Below are 18,658 nucleotides of genomic sequence, written 5' to 3'. Positions count from 1 at the left end.
TTATAAACTTTTGTCTGGCTCAAGGCGTTTATCATATTTAATATCGCTTAAGATAGAAGATTTAATTCCAATAAAAAAGAACCAAGAACTACGCGCACTAAATGGAACCCAATTAAAGCTCATTCTCCAGCTATCTAAATCTCTTTGAAATCTTAATTGAGTATAGGTAAATCCTCCATCTTTAATATCGAAACCAGAAGAAGCTCCAACACCCCATTTAGGTGCTAATTCTACATCTCCGGAAAACATAATGGAATGTGATGAAATCTCATTTTGCCTTGCATTGTTATTGTAGGTCATGGTGTAGGCCAACCTTAGATCCCACGGGATTTTATAATTGTACCATGCATTAAGCGGTTTCTCTTCATCATCATCAGGTTCATCTTCATCATCATAAAAATCTCCATCTAATCCTGGTGATTTTCCAAAAAGATCATCTCGACGCCCGCCGTTTCTATAAGTTTCATTTTCAGATTTATCTTTGTTCTCCCCACCCAATTCAAAATCTTTACTGGAAAGTGAATACCCAAAGCTAACATTGGCAGAGGTCATTCTAAATAAACTCCCACCATTATTGATATTTAACTTGTCTACCCTTCTGTTATTATTGTTCAGGGCATAAATATCTAAATTTGCACCTACATTAATGTCTAACTTATCCTGTATTATAGGAATACTTCCCCGCATACTTACTGGGGAAAGATTTAAAGAGTCGACTGCCAGGTTATAGGCAGTGCTAACACTAAAATTATTCAATAATTTTATTTTTTTAGCTTCAGTTGCAGTGCTGTCCTTATCGCGAACCTTTGCCTCTAGCGTATTACTAATAGACATTCCTATAGAGCTTGAGTAAAGCTGACCAGGTGCACCATATAAAGAGCCCTGGAATCTGGTATAATCCACAACTTGGTTTCTTGTTGGGTCCAATTCATCTATAATTTCATATTGATCATAGTATTGGTCGAATCCAGGATTAATATTGTAACTAATAGAAGGTCTCATTACATGGCGAACGGCTTGGATCTTTTTATCGTCTCCAAAATTCATCATCCCATAAACAGTAGTTCCCATACTGGTACTAAAATTATAGGTTCTAAAGGAATCAAAACCATCTATAGTATCTATAACTACCTCTCGATTTTCCTGATTATAAGATCTGTCAAAAGTTTTAAAAACCCAATTTTCTTCATAGTTGGCATTGGCACTCACACTTAGGTAGTTAAGTAACTTAAAGTTAGTAGAAATCGGTATGCTATGCTGGGCACCAAAATTTGCATCCCTAAACATCTCAGGTTTAAGAAACAAAGAATCAAAAGTTTGAATCCTGTTCTCTCCTCTAAAGTTATACTGAAAATTGATATTTTCTATAATTCCTTTTTTTGCACCTAACTTTGGTGCTAAAGGAAAGATCCTTGAAACACTTCCTTGCACTGTTGGCAATGTCATATTTATCGCCCCTGTATTACTGTTTTGGGTATGAGTAGCTGCAACACTTACATTTACCTGAGGTTCTCCTTGAAATGACTTAGAGTAAGACACTGAAGAACTCAACGTGTTATTTAAGAAATTAGCAGTGTTGGTTTGATTCACCGATTCTTGATAGTAATTACTACTCCCTAGGTTTACAGATGCAGAAAACCTAGAACTAGGGCTGGACTTAGAATCTTGAGAATGGCTCCATCTTAAATTATAAACAGAAGTTTCTGAAAAATCTGGAAAGCCTCGCTCACTATTTAATAGATTCTCATATCTAAAACTTAAATTCCCGCGGAATTTATAACGCAAAGCATAACTGGATTCTAATCTTATTCCATAACTACCATTGGTGTAATAATCTCCCAAGGCCAGAAGATCTACATAATCGCTTATCGCAAAATAATAACCTCCATTTTGCAAACTATATCCTCTATTATTGCTCTGTCCGAAAGATGGAATTTTGAATCCGGAAGTTTCTTCTTCGGTTAACGGGAAATATCCAAATGGAAGTCCCAAGGGTGTTGGCACATCTGCTATGTACATATTTACTAAACCGGTAACAATTTTCTTTTTAGGTACAAACTTTATTCTTCTTGCAAAAAAATAATAATCTGGGTCCTCCTCGTTTTCAGAAGTGGTAAATTTTACATTTTGCATAAAATAAACCGAATCATTTTCTCTTTTGGTTATTTCTCCTTTTACTTTAAATGCCCCTTCTTCAGTTTTAGAATTATAGACTAGTGCTTTCTTAGATTTAAAATTGAAGCGTATAGAGTCTGGTCTTACCGTATTTTGAGCTTGAGTGAAGATTGGAGTCTGGGAATAATTACCCAACGAATCTGGAATTCCAAATGCATACACCTCGTCTTTTTCGTTATCTAGAATAATAAGTCCTGCAGTAATCACCATATCCCCGTAGGTGATTTGGGCTTGATCGTACAAATACATTCTGTTCTCTTTGGTACTTAAACGCATATAATCTTCGGCCTTATAAGCCACGACATCGGTTAACAAAGAAGGTTTTTTCTTTACCGTATCTGTTTGTGTAGAAGTAGGAGCTAATTTTGTGGTAGCAGTAGAGAGCGAATCAGATACGGTAACTGTGCTATCCCTCTGTGCGCTAATACGAACTTCTTCTTTTGTTTTAACTTCTTGCGCTTGAGATAATACTGGAAATAGCAGCATTAAAACAATTGTTAAAAGAATATAAAGTGAGTTTGTCTGCAATAGTATAAGTGCTATTTTTGTAAAGAATGGCTTGCTTTTTGAATAGTCAAAATTACATTTATTTTTTTAGCTTCCTTTTGGGAAATTAAAAAAATCAATTATAAAATAATTGCTCTAACAGAATCGTTAACCTATATATGAAAACCAACAGTCTCAAAGTTTTAGTCTTATTAATAACAGGTATACTACTATCTGCTTCTAACCCCAACAAAAACTACACCGAAAAATCTAAGTTCGTAGTGGTTTTGGATGCCGGACATGGCGGAAAGGATCCAGGAAATAGGGGTGGAGGGTTTCTGGAAAAGGATATAGCACTTAGTATTATTCTTAAAATAGGTGCCGAACTGGAAAAAGATAAAGATATTAAGGTGGTCTATACCCGAGATTCTGATGTTTTTATACCATTGGAACAAAGGGGAAAGATTGCTAATGATGCCAAGGCAGATCTTTTCATATCTGTGCATTGTAATGCTCATAATTCTCAGGCAGCTGGTACAGAGACTTTTGTGTTAGGAATACATCGGAATTCAACAAATTTTGAAGTAGCCAAGCGAGAGAATTCTGTGATATTTCTTGAGGAAGATTATGAAGTTACTTATGATGGTTTCGATCCTAACTCTCCAGAATCTTCTATAGGTATGACCATTATGCAGGAAGAATACCTGGACCAGAGTATTTTACTAGCAGATTTTGTTCAGAAAAAATTTACTAACGATTTAAAGCGCACAAATAGAGGTGTGAAGCAAGCAGGATTTATTGTGCTTCATCAAACCTACATGCCGAGTGTATTAATTGAAACCGGATTTTTATCGAATAAAGAAGAAGGTCCATATTTAAATAGTTCTTTCGGTCAAAATAAAATGGCAGAGGCTATTGTAGGTGCAATTAGGGACTATAGTCACAGTATTAATCTTGGGGTATTGGACAATTTAGAGAAAAATGCTCCTGCCGAGGTTACTGTGAAAGAAAGTAATATTGAGGTGTTTAAGGATAATTACGAGGGAATTACCTTTAAAGTGCAACTGGTTGCAAGTTCTAAAAAGCTAGAGCCTAAATCTTCCAATTTTAAAGGTCTTACCCCTGTTTTTAGGGAGAAAGAAGGGAAGCTGTATAAATATTATTTTGGAGCAACTTCTAGTTACTCTCAAATTCAAAAGTTACATGAACAAGCTAAAACTAAGGGTTATAAGACCAGTTATTTAGTAGCTTTTGAGGATGGGGTTAAAATTACAGTTAATGACGCGTTAAAATCACAGGCCAAATAGCTATACTTTCCTATATTTATTTCTAAATTTGTAAAAAAAATACTTTTGAAATATTCTAAAGAGGTTAAGACTGGTATCCTGGCAATTGTAGCCATCGCAATATTAATATTTGGTTATAGTTTTCTTAAAGGCAAAAATCTCTTAGACTCCAGTCGTAAATTCCACGCAGTTTATGCAGATGTAGAGGGTCTCTCCACATCATCGGCAGTTACTATTAATGGTTTAAAGGTGGGTCAAGTAAATAAAATAGACTTTTTAGATGGCTCAGGAATTCTTTTGGTAACCTTTAGTGTAGATAGCGATTTTAAATTTTCTCAGAACAGTTTGGCTCAAATTTATGGAGGTGGTTTAATAGGAGGGAAGTCTCTTGCTATTGTTCCAGATTATGAATCTAAACGAATGGCTAAAACCGGGGATACTTTACCTAGTGATATTGAAGAGGGTATTATGGAGTTGGTAAATGAGCGTCTTACTCCACTTCAAGTAAAAGTAGAAAGAGTAATTGTAAGTGCAGATTCTTTGCTTAATGCTTTTAATCAGGTTCTGAATCCTGAGACTAGAAACAATATTTCTGCTACTTTCGACGATCTTTCTGAAACAGTGCGTTCTTTTAAGAACACGGCAACTTCCCTAAATGGTATTGTAGCTGGTAATTCAGAAAAATTAGATAGAACTTTTACTAACTTAGATGAGATGTCCGGGAACTTCAACAAGTTTTCAGATACACTTGCGCAGGTTGATCTAAATGGAATGACTAATAAACTTGAGGCTGTAATTGCAGATTTTGAGCAATTATCAAGTAATTTGAATGATGGGAAAGGAACTGCTGGTAAGCTTCTTAATGATGATAAAGTATATAATAATTTAGACCGTGCTACTAAGCAGTTAGAAGAATTATTACAAGATCTTAAATTGAATCCTAAAAGATATGTTCACTTTTCATTATTCGGTAAAAAATCAGGATCATATCAAGCTCCTAAAGATTCTTTAAAATAGAATAACTATGCAACTCATTGCTCAAATCGCCTTTTTTATTGTCCTAGTGGCTGGTATTGGTTTTTTTACGTTCAATATTCGCCGTGTAATCCGCAACGTAAAATTAGGTAGAAAAGTTGATAGATCAGATAATCCTGGGGAGCGGTTTGCTAAAATGGCAAAAGTAGCAATAGGTCAATCTAAAATGGTTAAAAGACCCTTTGCCGGATTTCTTCATATTATAGTATATGTAGGATTTATAATTATCAATATAGAAGTTTTAGAAATTATTATAGATGGGGTTTTTGGAACCCATAGAATACTTTCTTTTCTAGGATCTGGGTATAATTTCTTAATAGCTACTTTTGAAATTTTAGCTCTACTTGTGTTATTGGGAGTAATCATCTTCTGGTTGAGAAGAAATGTGACCAATATTTATCGCTTTTTAGGTAATGAGCTGAAAGGTTGGCCTAAAAATGATGCAAATTATATTCTATATTTTGAAATGGTTCTTATGATCCTTTTCTTAACTATGAATGGAGCAGATTACCAATTACAGCTTAATGGAGCAGATCATTATGCACAGAATGCTGGTATCGCAGGTTCTTTTCCTGTAAGTCAGTTTTTATTGCCTTGGTTTGAAGGATTCAGTACTGCAACTCTTATAATTATAGAAAGAACTGCTTGGTGGTTGCATATAGTTGGAATTCTAATCTTCTTGAATTATTTATACTATTCAAAACACCTTCATATCTTATTAGCATTCCCGAATGTTTATCTTTCAAAATTAACTGCACAAGGGAAATTTGATAATTTGGAATCAGTTACTAACGAAGTAAAGTTGATGATGGATCCAGATGCCGATCCTTATGCGATGCCTGCGGAAGGAGCAGAAGATGAAGTTCCTGAGAAATTTGGGGCATCAGATGTAATGGACTTGAATCAGGTTCAGTTATTGAATGCTTATACCTGTACAGAATGTGGTCGTTGTACTGATGAATGTCCAGCCAACCAAACCGGTAAAAAGTTATCTCCACGAAAGATCATGATGGATACCAGAGATAGACTGGAAGAAGTTGGGAGCATTATTAATGAAAAAGGAAGTTTCGAGGATGATGGCAAGCAATTGCTAGATAACTATATCTTAAGAGAAGAACTTTGGGCCTGTACCACATGTAACGCGTGTGTTGAAGCTTGTCCTATAGGAATAGATCCATTATCTATTATTTTAGATATGAGACGTTATTTGGTAATGGAGCAAAGTGCAGCACCATCAGATCTTGCAAATGCAATGACCAATATAGAGAATAATGGAGCTCCATGGCCTTACAATCAAATGGACAGATTGAATTGGGCTAAGGAAAATTAGCTTGAATTGAAACTTCAATTAAAGTAGTTTAAGTTATTAAAAATTAGATTCTTATGTTTTATTGAGAATCACTGAATTATAAAAGTATTTAAAATGGCAGAAGCAATCAAAGTACCAACAATGGCAGAATATATGGCTCAAGGAAAAAAACCTGAAGTCCTATTTTGGGTGGGTTGTTCTGGAAGTTTTGATGATAGAGCTAAAAAGATCACTAAGGCATTTGTAAAGTTGTTGCATGAAGCTAAAGTAGATTTTGCTGTTCTTGGAACTGAAGAAAGTTGTACTGGAGATCCTGCAAAAAGAGCTGGTAACGAGTTTCTTTTTCAGATGCAAGCTGTAACTAATATAGAAGTGCTTAACGGTTACGAGATAAAAAAAGTTGTAACTGCTTGCCCTCACTGTTTTAATACGATTAAGAATGAATACCCTGCACTAGGAGGGAATTATGAGGTAATGCATCATACTACCTTTTTAAAATCACTTTTAGAAGAGGGAAGATTAAAAGTTGAAGGTGGTAAATTTAAAGGAAAACGTATCACTTTTCATGATCCTTGCTACTTAGGTCGTGCTAACAACGTATATGAAGCTCCAAGGGACCTGCTAAGGAAACTGGAAGTGGAATTAGTAGAAATGCGTAAGTGCAAATCTAACGGTCTTTGTTGTGGTGCCGGTGGTGGACAAATGTTTAAAGAACCAGAACCTGGAAATAAGGACGTGAATATAGAGCGTACCGAGCAGGCAATGGAAGTTAAGCCAGACATTATAGCAGCTGGTTGTCCATTTTGCAATACAATGATGACAGATGGTGTTAAGGGTAAAAACCAAGAAGAAAAGATCGAGGTAATGGATGTTGCAGAAATGATTGCAAATGCTCACGATCTCTAATATTCCAACTCAGAATATTATTCGCAATTATTTAACTAATAAATTGGTGTTAACTTCATCATTTTAGTGGTACTATATTTGAAGCTATCCCTTTAAAAAAGTAGCTTTGTAAAAATATAACTCCACAAAATATGCTAGTACCTTTTACCGAATTACCAGATTCTTCTAGAGTTTGGATATACCAGTCAAATAGATCATTTACAGATCTAGAACTAAAAGAAATCACTTCAAAATTAGAGAGCTTTATTACACAATGGACTGCCCATGGAGCAGATCTTAAAGCTTCTTTCGAAATAAAATACAAACGTTTTATCACCTTGGCGCTAGATCAGGAATTAAATGCTGCTACAGGCTGTTCTATAGATAGTTCTGTAAAGTTTATCCAGGATTTGGAACAGAAGTACAATGTAGATCTTTTAGATAAAATGAATGTAAGTTATAAGCAAGGGGAGTTTGTTGCTTATAAAACCTTAATAGATTTCAGAAAAATGGCTAAGGAAAAGGCGGTTAGCAAAAATACTATTGTATTTAATAACTTGGTAAATAACAAAGGTGAATATTTATCAGATTGGGAAGTACCTGCATCAGATAGCTGGCATAATCGTTTCTTAAACTAAATACTGAATGAAAATACCCCAATTTTATTCAACTCTATTAATTCTATTTTTTACTCTTACTTGCTTTTCTCAGAATAATAATCCGCTAATTGCAAAAGATTTTAAAGATCAGAAGGTATGGGTGGATAGTATCTATGAGAATATGAGCCTGCAGGAAAAAGTAGGACAGTTATTTATGGTAGATGTGTTTTCTAATAAAAATGGGAAAGATGTTGATAAAGTTCGTAAGCTAATTGCAGATTATCATATTGGAGGAATCATATTTTCTAAAGGTGGGCCACAGCGTCAGGCAAAATTAAATAACGAATTTCAGGAGCTTTCTAAAACACCCTTACTTATTGGAATGGATGCAGAATGGGGCCTTGCAATGAGATTGGATTCTACATTTGCTCTCCCATGGAACATGACCTTAGGAGCCATTCAAGATCTTAAATTAATAGAAGAAGCTGGGGCTGCTATCTCCCGCAATTCCAGAAGGTTGGGAGTACATATTAATTTTGCTCCGGTAGTAGATATCAATACAAATCCGTTAAACCCTATTATTGGAAATCGTTCTTTTGGGGAGGAAAAAATAAATGTCACTTTAAAGTCGGTTTCTTTCATGAGAGGGATGCATAAGGAAGGAGTTCTCTCCAGTGCAAAACATTTTCCCGGTCATGGAGATACTAAAAGAGATTCGCATAAAACCTTACCAACAATTTCCTTTTCCAAAAGCAGATTAGATAGCATAGAATTATATCCTTTTAAAAAGCTAATTAAAGAAGGAGTTTCCAGTATTATGGTTGCGCATCTTAATGTACCTGGCTTGGAAACACAAGAAACCATTCCGTCTTCTTTATCTAAAACAATTGTAAACGATTTACTTAAGAAGGAATTAAATTTTCATGGTCTTATTTTTACAGATGCTCTTAATATGAAAGGGGCATCGAATTTTAAAAATCCTGGTGAAATAGACCTTGCAGCATTTATGGCTGGTAACGATGTTTTGTTGATCTCTGAAGATGTACCTAAAGCTGTCGATAAGATCATGGCGGCTTATAATGACGGAACTATTTCAGAAGTGAGAATGGCACATTCTGTTAGAAAGATATTATTTGCGAAATATAAAGCGGGACTACATAATTATAAAGCCGTAGATACTACAAATCTTATTTCAGAACTCAACACAATAGAAGATCTTGCTCTTTATGATGAAATTATAGAGAATGCGATAACGCTTATTAAGAACGATGTTGGCATTCTTCCTATTAAAGAGCTTAGCGATAAAAAGATAGCCTATGTAAAATTAGGAGACGATGATGGCACTGCGTTTTATAATCAGTTATCTAAATATGCACAGGTAGATTGGGTTAAAGCTACCAAGTTGGATGAATTGTTGGAAAAATTAAAAAATTATAATCAAGTGATTATTGGATATCATAAATCCAATGCTTCTCCTTGGGCAAAATATGCTTTTACTGAGGAAGAGTTGAGTTGGATTCACGAAATATCAAGAAATAATCTCACTATTTTAGATGTCTTTACAAAACCTTACGCTCTTATGGATCTCAATTCCTCTAGTAATATAGAAGGAATAGTAATGAGTTATCAAAACTCTGAAGCTGCTCAAAAAAAATCTGCAGAAATTATTTTTGGAGCTTTAGGGGCGAAAGGAAGATTACCAGTAAGTATTAGTCAAGAATTTCCTGCAGGTACAGGATATTACACTAAAAGTTTAAACCGATTATCATACGGGTATCCTGAAGCTGTTGGAATGAATTCTTATAAACTTCAAGAAATAGACTCATTGATTAATGTTGCTATTTCAGAAGAAATGACTCCCGGATTGCAGGTGATTATAGCCAGAAAAGGCAAGGTGATTTATGAAAGAAATGCCGGTTTTCATACTTACGAGAAAACTATTAAAGTAACAGATTCTTCAGTATATGATTTGGCTTCATTGACTAAAATACTTGCGACTTTACCATTTATTATTGAGCTTGAAGGTAAAGGGGAGCTTAAATTTAATTCGAAATTAGGAGACCTAATGCCATTTTTCAAGGGTTCCAATAAAGCTAATATCAAGTTGCAGGATATGCTTATGCATTATGCCCGATTAAAACCTTGGATTCCTTTTTATGTATCCACTTTAGACAAGGAGACAAAAGGGAGGTCTGTTAAATATTATAGGGAAGAACCTATGGATGTTTTTAACACGCAGATTGCAAAAAAAATGTTTATAAGGGACGATCTACGGGATTCTATAATGGGGACTATACGAGATAGTAAGCTTGAATCTAAACTAGCTTACAAATACAGTGATCTACCTTTTTATATTATGAAATATTATATTGAAGATTATTATAATTCTTCTTTAAGCTATTTAGTAAAAGAGCATTTTTATAAGTCCTTAGGAGCAAATACTATTACTTATTTACCTTTAAACGATATAGATACAAGTAGGATTGTACCAACAGAATATGATAGACTCTGGAGAAAACAAGAAGTTTTAGGACATGTTCATGATCAAGGTGCCGCAATGCAAGGCGGAATTGGAGGTCATGCCGGGCTGTTTAGTAATGCTACAGATGTGGCAAAAATGATGCAATTGTATTTAAACGGGGGTAATTATGGTGGAAAAGAATATTTTAAACAAGAAACCCTAGATAAATTTAATAACTGTTATTATTGTGATCAAAACGTAAGGAGAGGAGTTGGTTTCGACAAACCTCAACTAGGCACTGCAGGTCCTACCTGTGGTTGTGTTTCTTTATCTAGTTTTGGTCATACAGGATTTACCGGTACTTTAGCTTGGTCAGATCCTGAGGAGGAAATAGTCTACGTGTTTTTATCTAATAGAACCTATCCGGATGTAAATAACCGGAAACTGATTAGAGAGAACATTAGAGAAAAGATACAACGTATTATATATGAATCTATAGAGGAATAATTTATGAGAATAGGTGTAGTTTGTTATCCCACTTTTGGCGGGAGTGGAGTAGTGGCAACAGAATTAGGCATGGAACTCTCTAAAAGAGGCCATGAGATTCATTTTATAACCTATAAGCAACCTGTGCGTCTCGAACAACTTACCGGAAATATCAAATTTCATGAGGTTAATGTTCCCGAATATCCACTTTTTCATTTTCAGCCTTACGAATTAGCTTTAAGCAGTAAGTTAGTAACCATGGTAAAGCTTCATAAAATAGAGGTTTTACATGTACACTATGCAATACCACATGCTTATGCTGGGTATATGGCGAAAAAAATGTTGGAAGAAGAGGGGATCTTTATTCCTATGGTAACCACATTGCATGGTACAGATATTACACTAGTAGGAAATCATCCTTTTTACAAACCTGCTGTCACTTTTAGTATTAATAATAGTGACGTTGTTACTTCTGTATCTCAATCTTTAAAAGAAGATACTTTAAAGTTATTTCAGATCAAAAAGGAGATCGAAGTTGTTCCAAATTTTATTGATGTTGCAAAATACAAGATCGGATTCACAGAGTGCCAACGTACATTAATGGCAGATGAAGACGAAAAGATCATATCTCACGTAAGTAATTTTAGGCCCGTAAAACGGATCTTAGATATAATTAGAATCTTTTATATTGTTCAAAAGACTATAAAATCTAAACTTATAATGGTTGGGGAAGGACCTGAAAAAGAAAAAGCAGAATTTTTAGTACAAGAACTAGGCTTACAGGATAAAGTAGTGTTTCTAGGGCAGAGTAATGAGGTGGATAAGATATTGTGTTTTTCAGATCTTTTCTTGTTGCCTTCAGAAAAAGAGAGTTTCGGTTTAGCAGCCTTAGAAGCTATGGTAAATGGGGTGCCAGTCATTTCTTCCAATAGTGGTGGACTTCCAGAGGTTAATATACACGGAATATCCGGGTATTTAAGTGAGGTTGGAAATATAGATGAGATGGCTGCAAATGCTATTAAAATACTAGAAGATGAAAGCACCCTAGAAAAATTCAAACTCAATGCGCGCGAGCAAGCTACTGCTTTCGATATCCATAAGATAGTGCCTATCTATGAAAAATTATATGAAAAGGCAATAATGGAAATAGAAAAGGCTGAATAGAGTTTTAATTCTTTCAGCCTTTATTATATAAATATTTTTTAGGTCTAGAATTGGTATCTAAGTCCTAGTGCGATATCTGGTGAGAAATCGTTAAGTCCTCTATTATTTTTATAGTTGTCGTTGTAAAAACCAATTTCAGGTCTGAAGTCCAATGATATCAATAAAGGAATATCGAAATTATATTCGATTCCTATATCTCCTGCAAGGAAAATAAAAGTGTTGTCATCATAAACATCTCTGCTGTCAGAAACACTTCCAACACCTCCACCGGCACCGACATACCAGTTAAAACCACCTTCAATATTCCATACCCATTGGTATAAAGCTGCAAGTTTTATCGCATCGTAATTATTATTGTCATTTCTCCATCCCAAATCGAATTCCAGTCTGTTATTATTTCCTCCTACAGCTCTTTGGTAAGAAATTTCTGCCCCAGTTCCGTTTCCTCCTCCAAGACGCAGACCTAGCGCATTTTCAGAGATCGTTTGTGCATTGGTAGCGACCGTTGCTCCAAGTGCAAATATTGCCATTAAAATTAATTTTTTCATTTTTAATTTATTTTAGTTTGTTTCAGCAAATTTAAACGTTAAAATTACACGCAAAGCCAATGTATTGTTAATAATCGCTAAAGCCTTGTTAACATAATCTGCCAGAAATTTGTAATTTTAATGCAGCTATGAAAGAGAAATTATTAGAATTACAAAGAACTCTCAACGGGGAACTTTTGTTTGACGACCTACATAAAAGTATATATGCCACTGATGCTTCCGTATACAGAGAAATACCATTGGCAGTTTGTTTTCCTAAAAATAAAGACGATATCAAGTTGCTTATAGATTTTGCAACTCAAAATCGTATCGGATTAATACCTAGAACTGCTGGAACTTCATTAGCGGGACAATGTGTGGGTAGCGGTATAGTGGTAGATGTTTCTAAACATTTCAATAAGATCATAAAAATAGATCCTAATAATAGAACTGTGGTGGTAGAGCCTGGTGTTATTAGAGATGATCTAAATAGAGCTATTGAGGAATTTGGACTATTCTTTGGGCCAAACACATCTACCTCCAATAGATGTATGATAGGAGGAATGGTTGGTAATAATTCTAGCGGGACTACTTCTATAAAATATGGAACAACACGTGATAAAACCCTTGGATTAAAAACAATTTTGAGTGATGGTAGTGAAGCTGAATTTAATCCTATTTCAAGAAATGATTTTGAAGGTTATAAAAATGGAAAGTCTTTAGAATCTAAAATATATAAGAAGCTTTATAAATTGCTTTCTCCTGCTGAAGTTCAGAAAGAAATAACAAAAGAATTTCCTTTAGAAACTATTCACAGAAGGAATACGGGATATGCACTAGATAGTTTAATTGATACCGAAGTGTTTTCTGAAAACAACAAAGCATTAAATTTATGTGAGCTGCTTTCCGGAAGTGAAGGCACCCTGGCTTTTACAACAGAGATTACCTTGCAACTAGATGTTTTAGCCCCAAAATATACTGCGATGGTTGCTGCTCATTTTTCGAGTATAGAAAATTGTATGCTAGCTGTAGAACCTGCTATGGAAAGTGATTTGTACACCTGTGAAATGATGGACAAGGTGATTCTGGATTGTACGATTCAGAATTTAAAATATAAAGAGAACAGGTTTTTTATTGAAGGAGATCCCAAGGCCATTCTTATGTTGGAATTGAGGTCTGAAAATCAGGAGGACTTGAATAACCAAATTCATGTTCTTTTAAATAGAATAGAAAACACAAATCTCGCTTACGCTTTACCCATTCTTATGGACGAGCAAATAGACAAAGCCCTAGAATTACGTAAAGCCGGACTTGGCTTGCTAGGGAATATAATTGGAGATAAAAAAGCGGTAGCCTGTATAGAAGATACAGCTGTGGCATTACCAGATCTGGCAAATTATATCGCAGAATTCTCTGAGATCATGAAAAAATATAAACAGGAAGCAGTTTATTACGCACATGCCGGGGCAGGAGAATTACATTTAAGACCAATCTTGAATCTGAAGAAAGAAGAAGATGTTGATCTTTTTAGAAAGATCACAGAGGAGGTTGCTATTTTGGTGAAAAAATATCGAGGTTCTATGAGTGGGGAGCATGGAGATGGGAGGCTGCGCGGGGAATTTATTGAACTTATGATAGGTTCTAAAAATTACAAACTTCTTGAGGAAGTAAAAGCCATTTTTGATCCTCATAATATCTTTAATCCGGGTAAGATCACGAATACAGCGCCAATGGACACTTCCTTGCGCTACGAGATAGATAGAAAGGAACCCAAAATTAAAACTCTAATGGATTTTTCTGATTCCCAAGGAATCTTAAGATTGGCCGAAAAATGTAATGGGAGTGGAGATTGCAGAAAATCTGTAGAGGCAGGTGGAACAATGTGCCCAAGTTATCGTGCAACTAAAAATGAAAAAGATACTACCAGAGCGCGGGCAAATGCCTTGCGGGAATTTTTAACCAATTCAGAAAAACCAAATAAGTTCGCGCATGAAGAACTAAAAGAGGTCTTTGATCTCTGTATTAGTTGTAAAGGATGCAAAAGTGAGTGTCCCTCTAATGTAGATGTAGCAGCTTTGAAGGCAGAGTTTCAATACCAATATCAAAAATCAAACGGAAAGTCCTTAAGAAGTAAAGCTTTTGCTAATAATTCCAAGATGAATCAGTTAGCGTCTAAAGCAACTGGAATCTCTAACTTTTTATTCTCTAATTCGTTTACTTCTGGAATTGCTAAAAATATAATGGGTGTAGCTTCAGAAAGAAGTTTACCAAAACTTTCAAAGGTCACTTTATGGGAATACTATAAAAAAAATCAGAAAACATTAGAGGCTCCTATCAAAACGGTTTATCTCTTTAAGGATGAATTCACTAATTATTTAGATGCTGAAGTTGGAATTGACGCACTGGTATTGCTTGAAAAATTGAACTATCAAGTAAAGATGGTTAACAATCCTGAAAGTGGAAGAAGTTATATTTCTAAGGGGTTCTTGGAAGAGGCGAAGGATGTAGCCAATAAAAACATAGAACTCTTTTCAACTTTAATTTCAAATGAAACACCATTAATAGGAATAGAACCTTCAGCGATTCTAGGTTTTAGAGATGAATATTTACGATTGGCAAACAACTTAGAACAAGCTGAAAATTTGTCTAAAAATTGCTTTCTAATCGAAGAGTTTTTAAAGAAAGAGATCGCCTTAGGAAATATAAAATCCAGTTCATTTACTTCAGAAATTAAGGAAATCAAGATACATACACATTGTCATCAAAAGGCCTTATCCAATTCTGCATACACTTTTGATATTCTCAATTTACCAACCAACTATAAAGTGCGAATAATAGCTTCTGGTTGTTGCGGAATGGCAGGGTCTTTTGGATATGAAAAAGAGCACTATGAGATAAGTATGAATATTGGCGAGCAAAGCTTATTTCCAGCAGTAAGAAAATGTCCTGATTCTACTTTGATCGCTGCAAACGGAACCAGCTGCAGGCATCAGATCTTTGATGGTACAAAAAGACAAGCTAAACATCCGGTTACTATTTTAAAAGAAGCCTTAATTTAAATAGAAATCTGTTTATTATCAAAATAGTAATATCGTTCCCCCTGAATTCATTATAGAATATTCAATTAGAATTTTAAGAGGACCTGTAAATTCCTAAAGAATGCATCGATACAGAAATGATTCCTTTAAAAGTTTATGATAATTAACAGACAGTAAAAATTTAAATAGGGTAAAATAAACTCAAAGGAATAATATTCCCTCTAAAATTTTAATTTGTCTTTAGATTTTTAAATCTGTAGTTAAAAAATTACATTTGTTAAAAATCGATCTATGGCAGGGAACTCCTTTGGGAAACTATTCAAACTAACTACATTCGGAGAATCACATGGACCAGCTATTGGTGGCATTATAGATGGTTGTCCCGCTGGGATCACTTTGGATCTAGATAAAATTCAGGCAGATCTCAATAAAAGAAAACCTGGCCAGTCTGCAATTGTAACTCAACGTAAAGAACCAGACACTGTTGTTTTTCTATCTGGAATCTTTGAAGGTGTAACTACTGGTACACCTATTGGTTTTACTATTGAAAATGCCAATCAGAAATCCAATGATTACTCCCATATAAAAAACACTTTTAGACCTTCTCATGCAGATTACACGTATTCAGAAAAATATGGAGTAAGAGATTATAGAGGCGGTGGACGTTCTTCAGCCAGGGAAACAGCTTGTAGAGTTGTTGGTGGAGCTATTGCCAAACAAGTTATAAGAGATATTGAAATAGTTGCTTTTACCGCTTCAGTAGGTGAACTTAAATTAGACAAGGAAGCAGCAGAATTAGATTTCAGCTTAATTGAATCTAATCCTGTACGTTGTCCAGATCCTGAGACTGCCACTAAAATGGAGACTTATATTCGGGAGATCAGATCTCAGGGAGATACCGTTGGTGGTACCGTAAAATGTATCATCAAAAATGTACCTAAAGGTTTGGGAGAACCGGTTTTCGATAAATTACATGCTAGTTTAGGCCAAGCAATGCTTTCTATTAATGCTGTAAAAGGTTTTGAAATCGGTAGCGGTTTTGAGGGGACTAAATTAAAAGGAAGCCAGCATAACGACCTCTTTAACCAAGATGGCTCAACAAAAACCAATTTAAGCGGTGGTATCCAAGGAGGAATCTCTAACGGAATGGATATTTACTTTAACGTAGCTTTTAAGCCGGTAGCTACAATTATGCAAAAACAAGAAACTATAAACTCTGAAGGTGAGTTGGTTGAAATGCAAGGAAAAGGTAGACATGATCCTTGTGTGGTTCCAAGAGCGATCCCTATTGTAGAGGCTATGGCAGCATTGGTATTGGCAGATTTTTGGTTACAAAATAAAGTATCTAAAATATAATTAAAGAAAGATTTATAATGAAGAAATTAGCACTGCACTGGCAAATTTTATTAGGAATGCTCTTTGGGGTACTTTTCGCATTGTTATTAACCAATTTTAGCTGGGGACCAGAATTTGTAAGTGATTGGATAAAACCTTTCGGAAACATTTTTATTAATGCCTTAAAGCTTATTGCAGTTCCGTTAATTCTAGCTTCTTTAATCAAGGGGATTTCAGATCTTAAGGACATTTCCAAATTATCCCAGATGGGAACCAGAACAATAGTTACCTATATTATTACCACGATAATAGCTGTTTCTATAGGACTTGGATTGGTAAATCTAATAAAGCCCGGAAGTGCTATAAGTGAGGAAACCAGAACAGATCTTATTACCAGTTATGAAACTGATGCTTCTGTAAGAATAGCAGATGCTCAAAAACAAAAAGATGCAGGACCCTTACAAGCATTGGAAGACATAGTACCTAGCAATATTGTTGGTGCAGCTGGTGATAATGCAAATATGCTACAAGTTATCTTCTTTGCCATTTTCTTCGGAATAGGTTTAATCCTTATTCCTGAAGCAGTAGCAAAACCTGTAAAAGACTTTTTTGATGGATTTAATGAAGTCATCTTAAAAATGATAGATCTTATCATGCTTGCAGCGCCTTATGGTGTATTTGCTTTATTGGCTGCTTTAGTTGTAGAATCACCTAGCGCCGATCTTTTTGCGGCACTTGCTATGTATGCCTTAACCGTATTAATAGGTCTAGCATTAATGATTGGCTTCTATATCTTGATGGTCTGGATATTTACCAAGAATAAGCCAGGTTTTTTCCTGAATGGAATTGCACCTGCTCAATTATTAGCTTTTTCAACAAGTTCCAGTGCTGCCACGCTGCCAGTTACTATGGAAAGAGTAGAAGAACATCTTGGAGTACATAAGGAAGTAACGAGTTTCGTATTGCCAATTGGTGCTACTATAAATATGGATGGTACCAGTCTTTATCAAGCAGTGGCGGCAGTATTTATTGCACAGGCTTTTGGGATAGATCTTACAATTGGAGCTCAATTAGGGATCATTGTAACAGCCACCTTGGCATCTATAGGATCTGCAGCAGTTCCTGGTGCAGGAATGGTAATGTTGGTAATCGTACTTGCTCAAGCGGGGATTCCAGAAGCAGGTTTAGCACTTATATTTGCCATTGACAGACCTTTGGATATGTGTAGAACAACAGTGAATGTTACTGGAGATGCTGCTGTTTCTATGCTAGTCGCAAAATCGGTAGATAAATTAGGACCTCCAAATGTTAAGGATTGGGATGATAATTATAAGAAAACAGAAGAGAAGGAAATGGCTTAATCCTTCATTGAGGATTTAATTCCTTAGAAATTTTTTTCAAATTCAAAACTTAAAAATAAAACTCTACCTCATGAATTCTTATTAGGTAGTTGAATCTAAAAACTTCGCTTTTAATTCTGTTGTAGGGATCATACAAGATTCTTTTTTACCAAACCATTTATAGCGATTGGTTGCTACAAGATTGTAAACTCCATCCCTAATTGAGTTTGGGAGAAATAGGAAGTGTTTCATAAGGGAATAACCCCCAGAAAGCTCCTTCGCTATTTTTAGTGCAGCAGTAGATTTTTCGTAATAAACAACACCTGGTTCAATTAGAATTATACTATCCAGAATTTCAGGGTCTATTCCTCTTTCCATTACCAGTTTTCGGCCTAGATCGCTCTGTAATGAAGCAAACCTAAAAACATCTTTCTTATCATGTTCAATAATAAAATTTATGGCGTTGTTACAAAGATTGCAAACACCATCAAAAAGGATGATTTTCTTATTTTCTGGTAATACAGCTTCCATT

General features: G+C 35.1%; 13 protein-coding genes. 10 read left to right on the top strand and 3 right to left on the bottom strand.

The window, feature by feature from the left end; translation table 11 throughout:
- Positions 1 to 2,661 carry a putative LPS assembly protein LptD gene (locus tag ES724_RS07820; protein WP_146931843.1) on the bottom strand — a complete coding sequence of 887 codons (2,661 nt, stop codon included), beginning with the start codon at positions 2,659 to 2,661 and terminating at the stop codon, positions 1 to 3.
- A 179-nt stretch (positions 2,662 to 2,840) separates the two neighbouring features.
- On the opposite strand from ES724_RS07820, the gene ES724_RS07815 reads away from it, so the two are divergent.
- From ES724_RS07815 to bshA, 7 genes are all read left to right on the top strand, one after another.
- On the top strand, positions 2,841 to 3,968 hold the full coding sequence (locus tag ES724_RS07815) for an N-acetylmuramoyl-L-alanine amidase family protein (protein ID WP_146931840.1): 1,128 nt from the start codon (positions 2,841 to 2,843) through the stop codon (positions 3,966 to 3,968).
- Between the two features lie 45 nt (positions 3,969 to 4,013).
- On the top strand, positions 4,014 to 4,964 hold the full coding sequence (locus ES724_RS07810; RefSeq protein ID WP_146931837.1) for an MlaD family protein: 951 nt from the start codon (positions 4,014 to 4,016) through the stop codon (positions 4,962 to 4,964).
- 7 nt (positions 4,965 to 4,971) lie between these two features.
- A complete protein-coding gene (locus tag ES724_RS07805) occupies positions 4,972 to 6,312 on the top strand; it encodes a (Fe-S)-binding protein (protein ID WP_146931834.1) in 1,341 nt (446 codons plus the stop codon).
- A gap of 93 nt (positions 6,313 to 6,405) precedes the next feature.
- Positions 6,406 to 7,197, top strand: a complete 792-nt coding sequence (locus tag ES724_RS07800; RefSeq protein ID WP_146931831.1) for a (Fe-S)-binding protein — start codon at positions 6,406 to 6,408, stop codon at positions 7,195 to 7,197.
- Between the two features lie 131 nt (positions 7,198 to 7,328).
- Positions 7,329 to 7,814, top strand: a complete 486-nt coding sequence (locus tag ES724_RS07795; protein WP_146931828.1) for an ABC transporter ATPase — start codon at positions 7,329 to 7,331, stop codon at positions 7,812 to 7,814.
- Positions 7,815 to 7,821: 7 nt separating this feature from the next.
- Positions 7,822 to 10,743, top strand: a complete 2,922-nt coding sequence (locus ES724_RS07790; RefSeq protein WP_146931825.1) for a glycoside hydrolase family 3 N-terminal domain-containing protein — start codon at positions 7,822 to 7,824, stop codon at positions 10,741 to 10,743.
- 3 nt (positions 10,744 to 10,746) lie between these two features.
- The gene (gene bshA, locus ES724_RS07785) at positions 10,747 to 11,886 is read left to right on the top strand and encodes an N-acetyl-alpha-D-glucosaminyl L-malate synthase BshA (protein ID WP_146931822.1); all 1,140 of its coding nucleotides are present in this window, start codon (positions 10,747 to 10,749) and stop codon (positions 11,884 to 11,886) included.
- A 44-nt stretch (positions 11,887 to 11,930) separates the two neighbouring features.
- Here the strand turns inward: bshA and ES724_RS07780 are convergent, their stop codons facing one another.
- The gene (locus tag ES724_RS07780) at positions 11,931 to 12,434 is read right to left on the bottom strand and encodes a hypothetical protein (RefSeq protein WP_146931819.1); all 504 of its coding nucleotides are present in this window, start codon (positions 12,432 to 12,434) and stop codon (positions 11,931 to 11,933) included.
- A 128-nt stretch (positions 12,435 to 12,562) separates the two neighbouring features.
- Here ES724_RS07780 and ES724_RS07775 point away from each other — a divergent pair, with 128 nt between their 5' ends.
- From ES724_RS07775 to ES724_RS07765, 3 genes are all read left to right on the top strand, one after another.
- Entirely contained in the window at positions 12,563 to 15,472 is a 2,910-nt protein-coding gene (locus ES724_RS07775) for an FAD-binding and (Fe-S)-binding domain-containing protein (protein ID WP_146931816.1), read from the top strand.
- A gap of 270 nt (positions 15,473 to 15,742) precedes the next feature.
- The gene (gene aroC, locus ES724_RS07770) at positions 15,743 to 16,807 is read left to right on the top strand and encodes a chorismate synthase (protein WP_146931813.1); all 1,065 of its coding nucleotides are present in this window, start codon (positions 15,743 to 15,745) and stop codon (positions 16,805 to 16,807) included.
- Positions 16,808 to 16,824: 17 nt separating this feature from the next.
- Positions 16,825 to 18,147, top strand: coding sequence for a dicarboxylate/amino acid:cation symporter (locus ES724_RS07765; RefSeq protein ID WP_146931810.1), 1,323 nt, complete (start codon positions 16,825 to 16,827; stop codon positions 18,145 to 18,147).
- 81 nt (positions 18,148 to 18,228) lie between these two features.
- On the opposite strand, the gene ES724_RS07760 is transcribed toward ES724_RS07765, so the two are convergent.
- The gene (locus tag ES724_RS07760; protein WP_146931807.1) at positions 18,229 to 18,657 is read right to left on the bottom strand and encodes a thiol-disulfide oxidoreductase DCC family protein; all 429 of its coding nucleotides are present in this window, start codon (positions 18,655 to 18,657) and stop codon (positions 18,229 to 18,231) included.
- Position 18,658: the final 1 nt, after the last annotated feature.

Source organism: Gillisia hiemivivida (genome assembly GCF_007997295.1).
Taxonomy (GTDB): Bacteria; Bacteroidota; Bacteroidia; order Flavobacteriales; family Flavobacteriaceae; genus Gillisia; species Gillisia hiemivivida.
The sequence above is the reverse complement of the archived record's forward strand: the minus strand, read 5'-3'. Positions and strand labels throughout refer to the sequence as shown.